The organism is Paraburkholderia sp. (assembly GCF_049581445.1).
Classification (GTDB): Bacteria; Pseudomonadota; Gammaproteobacteria; order Burkholderiales; family Burkholderiaceae; genus Paraburkholderia.
Map to the genome: position 1 here is coordinate 35898 of NZ_JBAURZ010000062.1, position 9840 is coordinate 45737.

The 9840-nt window shown below is 61.4% G+C and carries 9 protein-coding genes; 8 read left to right on the forward strand and 1 reads right to left on the reverse strand.

All coding sequences use genetic code 11. The annotated features are described in order from the left end of the window. Nucleotides 1-413 precede the first annotated feature (413 nt). Both WCA85_RS04745 and WCA85_RS04750 read left to right on the forward strand, forming a co-directional pair. Complete coding sequence (locus WCA85_RS04745) at nt 414-752, forward strand: DUF190 domain-containing protein (RefSeq protein ID WP_424062010.1); 339 nt, start codon at nt 414-416, stop codon at nt 750-752. Between the two features lie 38 nt (nt 753-790). Then, nucleotides 791-1174 carry a hypothetical protein gene (locus tag WCA85_RS04750; protein ID WP_424062011.1) on the forward strand — a complete coding sequence of 128 codons (384 nt, stop codon included), beginning with the start codon at nt 791-793 and terminating at the stop codon, nt 1172-1174. A 108-nt stretch (nt 1175-1282) separates the two neighbouring features. On the opposite strand, the gene WCA85_RS04755 is transcribed toward WCA85_RS04750, so the two are convergent. Next, nucleotides 1283-2950 carry a hypothetical protein gene (locus tag WCA85_RS04755; RefSeq protein WP_424062012.1) on the reverse strand — a complete coding sequence of 556 codons (1668 nt, stop codon included), beginning with the start codon at nt 2948-2950 and terminating at the stop codon, nt 1283-1285. Here WCA85_RS04755 and WCA85_RS04760 point away from each other — a divergent pair. The 6 genes from WCA85_RS04760 to WCA85_RS04785 form a co-directional block, all read left to right on the forward strand. Beyond that, nucleotides 2949-3269: a hypothetical protein gene (locus tag WCA85_RS04760; protein ID WP_424062013.1), complete on the forward strand. Its 321-nt coding sequence runs from the start codon at nt 2949-2951 to the stop codon at nt 3267-3269. The genes WCA85_RS04755 and WCA85_RS04760 overlap by 2 nt on opposite strands. Nucleotides 3270-4005: 736 nt before the next feature. Then, nucleotides 4006-4578 (forward strand): TetR/AcrR family transcriptional regulator, encoded by a 573-nt coding sequence (locus tag WCA85_RS04765; protein ID WP_424062014.1) that lies wholly within the window; start codon nt 4006-4008, stop codon nt 4576-4578. 85 nt (nt 4579-4663) lie between these two features. Next, nucleotides 4664-5614, forward strand: a complete 951-nt coding sequence (locus tag WCA85_RS04770; protein ID WP_424062015.1) for an oxidoreductase — start codon at nt 4664-4666, stop codon at nt 5612-5614. Then, complete coding sequence (locus tag WCA85_RS04775) at nt 5611-6324, forward strand: epimerase (RefSeq protein WP_424062016.1); 714 nt, start codon at nt 5611-5613, stop codon at nt 6322-6324. Before WCA85_RS04770 ends, WCA85_RS04775 begins: the two co-directional genes overlap by 4 nt. Nucleotides 6325-6533: 209 nt before the next feature. Next, complete coding sequence (locus tag WCA85_RS04780) at nt 6534-8045, forward strand: sensor domain-containing diguanylate cyclase (RefSeq protein WP_424062017.1); 1512 nt, start codon at nt 6534-6536, stop codon at nt 8043-8045. 571 nt (nt 8046-8616) lie between these two features. After that, nucleotides 8617-9840: methyl-accepting chemotaxis protein (locus WCA85_RS04785; protein WP_424062018.1), on the forward strand; the 1224-nt coding region annotated here is incomplete at its 3' end.

Genomic DNA, 9840 nt, shown 5'->3' on the forward strand with positions numbered 1-9840 from the left:
CTACGGACGCTCTGCAGACGAATATGTTCCCGCGTATTCGCAACGGTGTGCAAACAAGGGCCAGGTTGCGGGTGCGTGCATCGTGTATCGCCCGAGAGATGCGGCGACCGAACGCACCGGGCCGGTTAGAAAGTTCCAGCCGGTAGGTATTGCGCGTCAAAATGACCGCACGGTAAATCCGTCGGATTATCCCGGTTTCTTTTGAATCTCCGCCGAATGATGCAGCACAGCACAGAGATTTACCCCGTAGCGGGGACGATTTCCTATGCTTATCATCAGCAGCACGAGCCAGTTAGCGCTCAACATGAAGCACGCTATTCCGTGCCCGGTTTCCATGCCCTGTTGCTGGATATGTCGAGTGGGCAATGAGCGTGCTGATCCATGCCTGATTCGTGGATTAGCTGGAGGTCTTCATGAAAGGCAGTCAGTTGATGCTGTTCGCCGACAACCCGAGTCACCGTAAGGGTCACCGGACCCTCGTTGATTGGATTCTGGACGAGACGAAACGGGCGGGCATCGAGGGCGCGACGGTCACTAAAGTCAGCGAGAGTATCGACAACCGCGGGAAGTATCACGCAGCGCGCTTTTTCGAACTGGTGGATCAGCCGGTGGTCGTGACGGTGGCCTCAGAAGATGAACGCATCGACGCCCTGGTCGACATGTTGCGACACGCTGGCGTGCGTCTCTTCTATACCCGCAGTCCGGTCGAATATGAAGTGCTTGGGACGAGCGATGTCGAGGACGGCGTTTAAGCGCTACCGGCCCGCGCGTTAGGTTCAGGAGAACATCCATGGAGACGGTCCCCAGGCTGTTGCATGATCGGGGCTTGTTTGATGTCGCTTTTGCGCAGGTCCACGATCGCGATCCTTCGGTCCACGAGGGGGCGATGTTCGGCTGCCCGGCCGCGTTTGTCGGGGCGCATATGGCGTTTTGCGTCTATGGCAGCGGCATCGGCATCAAACTGCCGGCTGAGCGAGCCGCATCGCTCGTCAAGGCGGGCCGCGCCTTCGCCTTTCAGCCTTATGGCAGATCGCCGATGCGTGAATGGGTGGAGATCCGCATTTCCCGCGACCGAATCGGCGAAATTGTCGGTGTGCTCGTCGAGGCGATCGACTATGCGCGGCTGAACGTGGTCCCCACTGCGGCCGCGCGGCCAATGCATCCCAGCAGCTAGCTCGCGGCGCGCCGGGACCCCTCCACGAGGGCCGGCTTGCCTGTTAGCACCGGCTTTAGACAGCCGGGAGCATTGTGCTGCGTGTCATCCTTCGTATATCAATCTGGCTTAGTTCGCGACGTACCCGGTCGGCGTCGTCACGTCGGCCTTGGCGACCGTGGCGTTATTCGACACCACGTACACAGGAGCTTCCGTGAGATTCAGCGTCAGCGTTCCGTTGGTGTAGTTCACCGTCGAGGGATTGCCCATCATGTCGATCACCTTGACCGTGCCGCTGGTACCCGGTGCATCCACGGCAAGGCTGTACGGCACGCTGTAGGTCGAACTGAAGCCCGTGCTGGCACCCCACACATTGTTGTTGTGAGTCCAGAGTGCGGTGATCACCGCGCCGTTGCCGAGCTGCTGGAACGCGTAGGCGTAGACGCCGGAAGGCGTGCCGTTCACCGGACCCAATGTGTTCGTGCCATCGAGCACATGCGTGAGCGCGCTAACCGCCATCGCCGCTGGTTTCGGACTGATGTTGGTCGCGCCGAATGCGCCTTGCGGATCGGCCAGATCGAAGAACGTGCCGTAGCCGACATCGCTCGGATAGTCCGCGCCGTAGAACACGTAGGTCTGATCCACCCCTTCGCCAAGCAGAATGATGTGGGTTCGTGCGACCACCGCGGCCTGTGCAAACAACACGTTGGCAGTCGGATAGTTCGGTCCGTATGAGCTGCCGAGGTCGTAGCTGATACCCACTTCGGTCTGGAACAGTTTCATCCCCGGACGATAGTCCGTCACCATTTCCGTACGCAGCAAGCGAATTTCGTTCATCAGCGCGTTGGCGGCGTTGGCCGGACTAGGATCGGTGGCGAGGCGCTCAGGCGGATGCGAAGGCGAAGTGCCGGCATCGTAGTAGCCATGCGTGGAAATGCCGTCGATATAGTTTCCAAAGCCCAGCGACGCGATGCGCTTCAGGCGCGTCGTGGTCAGCGAGGGGAACGCATCGGTGGGTCCCATGACGACCGCGTGCGGGTCAGTGGAGTGGATACCCTGATACACGGCTTGATACATGGCGACGAAATTGGCGTCGGTATCGACCCAGAACTGATTCGGTTCCCACGTCACCTGATAGTAGTCGTTCGATTGCGTCGGAAAATACGTTGTACGAATCGTATTTGATTCCGTCCCTACGCGGCTCATGTAGTTCTGATAGTACGAGAGGCTGGTCGGCGGATTGGTGTCGTCCTGGAACGCACCCGTCGGGCTGGCCCAGGCAGGGATGCCGTCGAGGCGGATCAGCCGCATCACCTTGCCCGACGTGTAGAACGGATCGAGGTTGTTGGCGGCCGGGTTAAAGGTGTTGGCGGCGTTCGGCTCCATCGCCGAAAGCTGGCGGTTGTCGATGGTCGAAGAAATGCCGAGATCGGCCAGCAATGCGCCGTTGTCGTTCTCGCCTTGCATGCCGAAGCGATGCTCGTCCTGATGCGCATACGTGACGGCCGGCACGACGCCGGACAGATTCGGCAGCACGCCGAAGCTGGCAATACCGCTCGGACGTGTGCCGGCCGAAGGCAGCGTGCCCCCGTTGGCGGCCAGCGTGGCCGAGGCCGCGAAATAGCCCGCCAGCGTCGAGGTGCAACTGAGCGTGCTGGTGACAGGGCCGGTTGCCACCGGGAAGGTGCCGCTCGCGGCGACGTTGCCTAGCTGGTCGCTGACGGCCCAGTTGAGCTTGTCTGCAGAGGGCGCGTTCGTGGTGAAGGCGATCTGGAACGTGCTGCCCGAGGCAAACATGCGGGTGGCATCGGCGCTGGGCGTATCGGCGGAAATCAGTGCACTGCCGGCAGCCGCGCTCGACGTAGCCGGCGACTGGCAACTCATCGTCTCGGTGGCGCTGGCCTTGACTGCGGTGCTGGTGTTGCTGCCGCCGCTGCTGCTGCCTGCGGCGCTCGAGCCATTCGCGGCCGAACCGGTCCCGCTGTTGGAGGTTGCGCTGCCGCTATTGGACGCGCTGCCGCTCGATCCTCCACCGCCGCCACAGCCGGCGAGTATGAGTAGCAGGGAGGAAAGCAGTAACGGTTGGAATTTCATCGATCAGGCGGAAAAAGTATGAACATTCGTCCTACCTTGCCATGACGTCGTAGCGCTCATGGCGTCAGCGCATCGCTGCGCGGACCGAATGTTGGGTTTGACGTCAGGCGCGCGGTGCAGAGGCATGAGCCTCATGCTGTGCGGGCCCGGAGAGGGCGGCTGTCAACGATGCGAAGGTGCCTGACATTCAGCGTGCCGAACTTCAGGCTGCAAAGGCGTTGGTGAATCGTCCTGGGCAGGCCGCATGTGCGGCACCGAAACATTCCGCAAGGGCGGAATGCAGTAGGCGTGGTATCGGCGCCGTCACGTGAAATGGGTGAGGGCGGAACCTGAGCGCGCGTACACCGGGGAGATCAAATTTGCCGATGCTCGGTGGTCGATCGCTTTGAGCCGGGTGAATCCTACCGAATCAGTTTCATTAGGTCTGCATAAAAGACGTAACGACCTGTAACGTATGAACAAATAGATGCGTCGCGTGCGCACGCCGTTTTAATCATATGAAAAAGGCTAAAAATAGCGCCGCATGAGGGTCGTTTTCGCGCGCTTCCCACATGGCAGGGGATACAGCTAAATCAACATGGATAACTAACTATTAAGGATCAGTGCGAGGAGCGATTCATCATATTTCAATGCCCTTTCAGACTGGAGTTTCCACCACTGACATGCCACGGCCGTATGTCGCAAATTTCGCTTGATCAAGTCACGGTCCGTCATTATGATTGAGTAATCACTCATTAATAAACCTGATTCGAGTCCGCATGGCCCGTCCTAAAAGCGAAGACAAACGTAATGCCATTCTTGCCGCCGCGACCCAGGTGATCGCCGAGCAAGGGTTGGGCGCACCCACGGCGCGCATCGCCAAGGTCGCTGGTGTCGCGGAAGGCACGGTTTTCACGTACTTCGAAAGCAAGGACGAGTTGCTGAATACGCTGTATCTGGACATCAAGTCTGACATGCGGGAAGTGATGATGGACGGCTACCCGAACAATGCGACAGTCCAGACCCGCGCGCGGCACGTTTGGCAAAGGTACGTCAATTGGGGTGTGGCTTATCCGCACAAGCGGCGGGCAATGGCACAACTGGCCGTCTCCGACCGCCTGACCGACCAGACCCGTGCGACAGGCATGAACGCGTTCGCGGACGTCAACGAGATGGTGCAAACCAGCATCGCCAGCGGCGTGTTGCGTGATCATCCACCGGCTTTTGCAGCGGCGATCATGGGCGCGATTGCCGACACTACGATGGAATTCATCGAACGTGACCCGAGTCAGGCTGAGCGTTATCGCAATGCAGGCTTCGAAGCATTCTGGAGCGCCGTCGCCAGACACTGACGGCATGGCAAACCGTGAGCCGCGCGACCGACTTCAGCGCGCCCGCGCGGTTGCCCGCTTTCCTACAATCGTAAGGACGCACGCGATGGCTCACTGGACTACTAACGACATTCAATCCCAAAGCGGGCGGCGCGTCGTTATCACAGGCGCGACCGGCGGCCTGGGCTACGAGACGGCGCTCGCGTTGGCCTCCGCCGGTGCCGAGGTTGTGCTGACCGGGCGCAACGAGACCAAGGGAAACGCCGCGCTAGCGGCAATCCGGGCGAGGTATCCGCGCGCATCGATCAGCTATCAACACCTCGATCTGGCGAGCCTTGCCTCGGTACGCGAGTTCGCCGAGCGTTTCACGCGCGCGCATGACGCGCTCGACCTGCTTGTGAATAACGCGGGCGTCATGATGCCGCCGATGCGCAAAGAAACCATGGATGGTTTCGAATTGCAGTTCGGCACTAACTATCTGGGACACTTTGCCTTGACGGCGCAGTTGTTGCCCGTGTTGCGCAACGCAAGCGCACCGCGCGTCGTCAATCTGAGCAGCATTGCGCACAAGATGCGCGCTGCCATCCATTTCGACGATCTCCAATTTACCCGGCGCTACGATCCCTGGACCGCTTACGCACAATCAAAGCTCGCCATGCTGATGTTCGCGCTTGAATTGCAGCGCCGCAGCGATACGCATGGGTGGGGAATCCTGAGCAATGCAGCACACCCGGGTTTCGCGCGCACCGATCTGATCGCTAACGGTCCCGGCGAACACTCGCTCGCCAACATGGTGGGACGCTGGACGGTGCAGCCTTTGATGAGCCAGTCCGCCGCCGCGGGCGCGCTTCCTACCCTGTTCGCTGCCACCGCGCCGGAGGCGAAGCCCGGCGGTTACTACGGCCCCACCGGTCTGTTCGAGACGAAAGGTCCGGCAGGTGTGGCCGCGATAGCGCCGCGCGCGCAAGACAAGTCGGTAGCCGCCCGTTTGTGGGAGGTGTCCGAGGCGTTGACCAACCTGCGCTGGCCGCGCACTGAGCCGGAGCATGTGGCATGAGAGTCTTGTTGTTTGGCGCGACCGGCATGGTCGGACAGGGTGTGTTGCGCGAATGTCTGCGTGCGCCCGACGTGGAGTTTGTGCAGACGGTCGGGCGCTCGGCCACGGGCCAGCTTGATCCGCGACTGCACGAGATCACCCTGCCGGACATGCTGGACTATCAGGCGACCGAGGCGTCGTTACAGGGCTTCGACGCCTGCTTCTTTTGTCTTGGCATTTCCTCAGCGGGGATGACGGAGGACAACTACACACGCGTGACCTACGACCTGACGCTCGCGGCAGCCGGCACGCTTTCCCGGCTCAATCCGCAGATGGTGTTCATCTATGTTTCGGGTGCCGGTACCGACAGCACTGCGCAGGGACGCAGCATGTGGGCGCGAGTGAAAGGCAAGACCGAGAACGCGCTGAAGCGCCTGCCGTTCAAGGCGGTTTATCTGTTCCGCCCTGGCGTGATCCAGCCGCTGCATGGCATCCAGTCGAAAACCCGGTTGTACCGGCTGGTCTATGCGGCGGCGCGTCCGCTGTTCACACTAATACGCATGCTGATGCCGAACCAGATCGTGACCACCGAAGGCGTCGGCCGGGCGATGCTGGCGCTGGCCCGCCACCCTCGCGGCAAGGAAGTGCTGGACCCGGTTGATATCAACGCGATCTGCCGCGCCGAGGCCGCTGCGGATGCGTCACCCCCACTGACACCCCACGCAGGGTAGCGGCGCGCACGGGGCCTCGCGGTAAGAATCGCATTGGCCCGACCGCCCGGACGGCCTATTACCGCTGGGGTCTGGTACCCTACCGCTTTCAGGTAGCGCGCGTGCTTGCCGGACGTTCGATTTCTGTCCGCCGCGCTTCCCGGCTTCGGCTATGATCGCAGTTCCCATAACGCGCGTTGGCCAACGCGCACCAAAAATCTCCGAACGACATGGTGACGCGCCGCCCGAACGTCGTTATTGTGATCAGCTTCCTGCTAGCCGGCGCGATCGCCGCGATCGCGATCTGGGTGCTGGCGCAAATGCGCGACGACGCCCTGCGGCGCGCGCAGGACTCTGCCCTCAACGTCACCCTGCTGGTTCAACGCGACGTCTCGCGCAACCTCGAACTCTACGATCTGTCGCTGCGTGCGGTCATTGAAGGGCTGCAACAGCCTGGCGTGGTGTCGTTGCCGCCGGCCATCCGTCAGATGCTGTTGTTCGACGGCGCAGCGAGCGCCAAAGACATGGGTTCGATGCTCGTCCTCGATCAGGCGGGCAACGTCAGATTTGATTCGCAATCCGTGACCCCGCGGCAAATCAATGTCGCCGACCGGGACTACTTTGTCGCGCACCGGAACGCTTCTAATCTCGGCTTGTACATCAGCCGACCGTACATGTCTCACCAGAAAGGCGCCGGGGAAAGCATTGCCTTGAGCCGCCGCCTCTCAAATCCGGATGGCAGTTTCGCTGGCGTCGTGGTTGGCACGTTGCGGCTGACTTACTTCAGGCGCCTTTTTGCCGGGATGAATCTCGGCAACAGCGGCTCGATGGCGTTGCTGTTGAGCGACGGCACCATGCTGATGCGGCGTCCGTACGACCCGAAAATCATCGGCATCAACCTGACCGGCACGCCCAACTACACGCGCTTCACGCAGCAGGACAGCGGCGATTTCTTCGGGACAGCGGCCATCGACGGTGTGGAGCGCTGGTACGCTTTCCGTCATATCGACGGCTTCCCGCTACTGCTCGATGTGGCGATTTCAACAAGCGACATCTACGCCGGATGGCGACACCGGGCGTGGATCATTGGCTCGCTGATCGCCGCACTCGATCTGACGATCATCGCGCTAGCTCGGCTGTTCTCTGAACAGCTCAAACGACGTCTCGAAGTCGAGGAGGCGCTGCGCGTCCTCGCGCGCACTGACGGCCTGACGGGCTTGAACAACCGCCGCACCTTCGAGGAGCACGCGGAGCGGGAGTGGCTCATCACCCAGCGAACCGGACGGTCGTTGTCGATTTTGCTGATCGATGTGGACAACTTCAAAGGCTTCAACGACCTGTACGGCCACTCCGCTGGAGACGATGCCCTGATGGCCGTGGCGTCCTGCATCGACGGGAATGTCAGACGGCCTGGCGATATCGCTGCGCGTTACGGTGGCGAGGAGTTCGCCGTGCTGCTGCCCGACACCAACGAGCTAGGTGCAGCGATGATCGCCGAGCACATTCGCGCGGCGGTGCAGGCGTTGGAGTTGCGCCATGTCGCGAGTGCGCATCATGTGCTGACGATCAGCGTGGGCATTGCCAGTACTGCGATCCAACGGTTCGCTGGCTACCGCGCGTTCGTCAACGCTGCGGATACCACCCTCTACGAGGCCAAGGACGCCGGGCGCAATTGCATCCTCTGCTACCCGGTTGCGGCGCGTGCCGACACACCCGGGCTCGTGACGCAGCCTATCAGGTAGTGCTGCGGGGAGCGGCGCTTCCCCTGTTTCCTGTTTATTTCCGACATGTTCAATACATCAGCCGGCTGGGCCTAAGCGCCTGGCCGATTTTTGCGTTGGCGCGTTCCCGCGTTGATCTCGTTGCGACGACTGATAAATTTTACCCGGATGATATTGCGCGGGAATCGGCGGAGGCGTTTCACCCTGGGCCGATGTCAGGCGTCGAACACAGAGAGCTGACCCGGAAATCGCGGGCAGAGCCAGGCGGCCAAACAAAGGCAAAAAAAAACCGCTCACACCGGGGAGGCGTGAGCGGAAAGTCGGAGAGTTACAACATCGCATGCGCAAGTCATGGAGTCACGCAGCCATTCAACTTTAGCGAGCGCATCGGACCCTTTGAATCGGACAAGTCCCAATCGCTTCGTGCCTGAGCGAGGCGCGCGTCTTTCAACATCCATTCCAGCTTATTCCCACGATTTGCACATCAAGTCTGCGTCGAGACAGCCGTAAATGAACAGGACGCGTGGGCAAGCGCGCACCCTCGATGCCGCGTCGGCGCGAAGGTCCGTCGGGAATCGTTGAGGATGCAGAGATGAAATGGTTTGAGCGCATGACCGTATTGAAGAGTCTGGTGCTGGCGTTTTCCATTGTGATCGGGTTTTGCGCGGTGCTTGGTGTCACCGGCCTGATGACCTTGTCGTCGATGCACGATCTGACCAATGAAATCAGCAGTCGTCACATGGATGGCCTCTACTGGATGGAGGAGGCCAACCGCAACAAGATCGACGCCGACCTCGCTGCGGCCAACCTTGGCTATGCAGAGGATGAGGCGGGCCGTCAGCGTCTCGACAGCAACATTGTTGCGTCTCTCAAGACCATGCACGACGCCTACGACCGCTATCGGGCCACGATCTCCACGCCCCAAGGTGAGCAACTGTTCGACGAGACGCTAAGCAAATCCGCCGCCTGGGAAGAGATTGTGCATCAGCAGATCGGCGCGGAGCCGGTCCCGGCGGCCGTGGATAACAAGGAACTGGTACGGCGCGCGATTGCCGCAAGCGAAGCGCTGCGCGACCGGATCGTGCAGGTGATCGACTATCGCCGCCAGCAGGCGAGCGACGCACAGCAGCAAGCGGCGGCGAGTTATCGGCAGATGCGTATTGTTCTGTCCGCGCTGGTGATGGGCGCATTGGTGGTGGGCATGCTGCTGGCGTGGCTGATCGCGCGGCGCCTTGCCCGGCAGCTCGGCGGTGAGCCGACCTACGCGGTTGAGATCGCCAATCAAATTGCGGATGGTGATCTGAGCGTGCAGGTTCTCACTCGTGCAAGCGATACCGGCAGCGTGCTGTACGCGTTGGGCAACATGCGCGAGCGGCTCGCGGGGATCGTCACGGGTATCAGTCAATCGAGCCAGTCGATTCTGCTCGCGTCTGGCGAGATCGCCCAAGGCAATACGGATTTGTCGCAGCGCACCGAAGAGCAGGCGGCCTCGCTCGAAGAGACCGCGTCGAGCATGGAGCAGCTGACGGCCACGGTGCGCCAGAACGCCGACAATGCCCAGCAGGCGAGCGGCTTGGCACATGGCGCCTCCGAGGTGGCGGTGCGCGGTAGCGGCCTCGTGGATGACGTCGTCAACACGATGCGCGATCTGGCGGCGGGCTCCAGGCGCATGACCGACATCATCGCGGTGATCGAAGGCATCGCCTTCCAGACCAATATCCTCGCGCTCAATGCAGCGGTCGAAGCGGCGCGTGCGGGCGAGCAGGGCCGCGGCTTCGCGGTCGTGGCCGGTGAAGTGCGCTCGCTCGCGCAACGC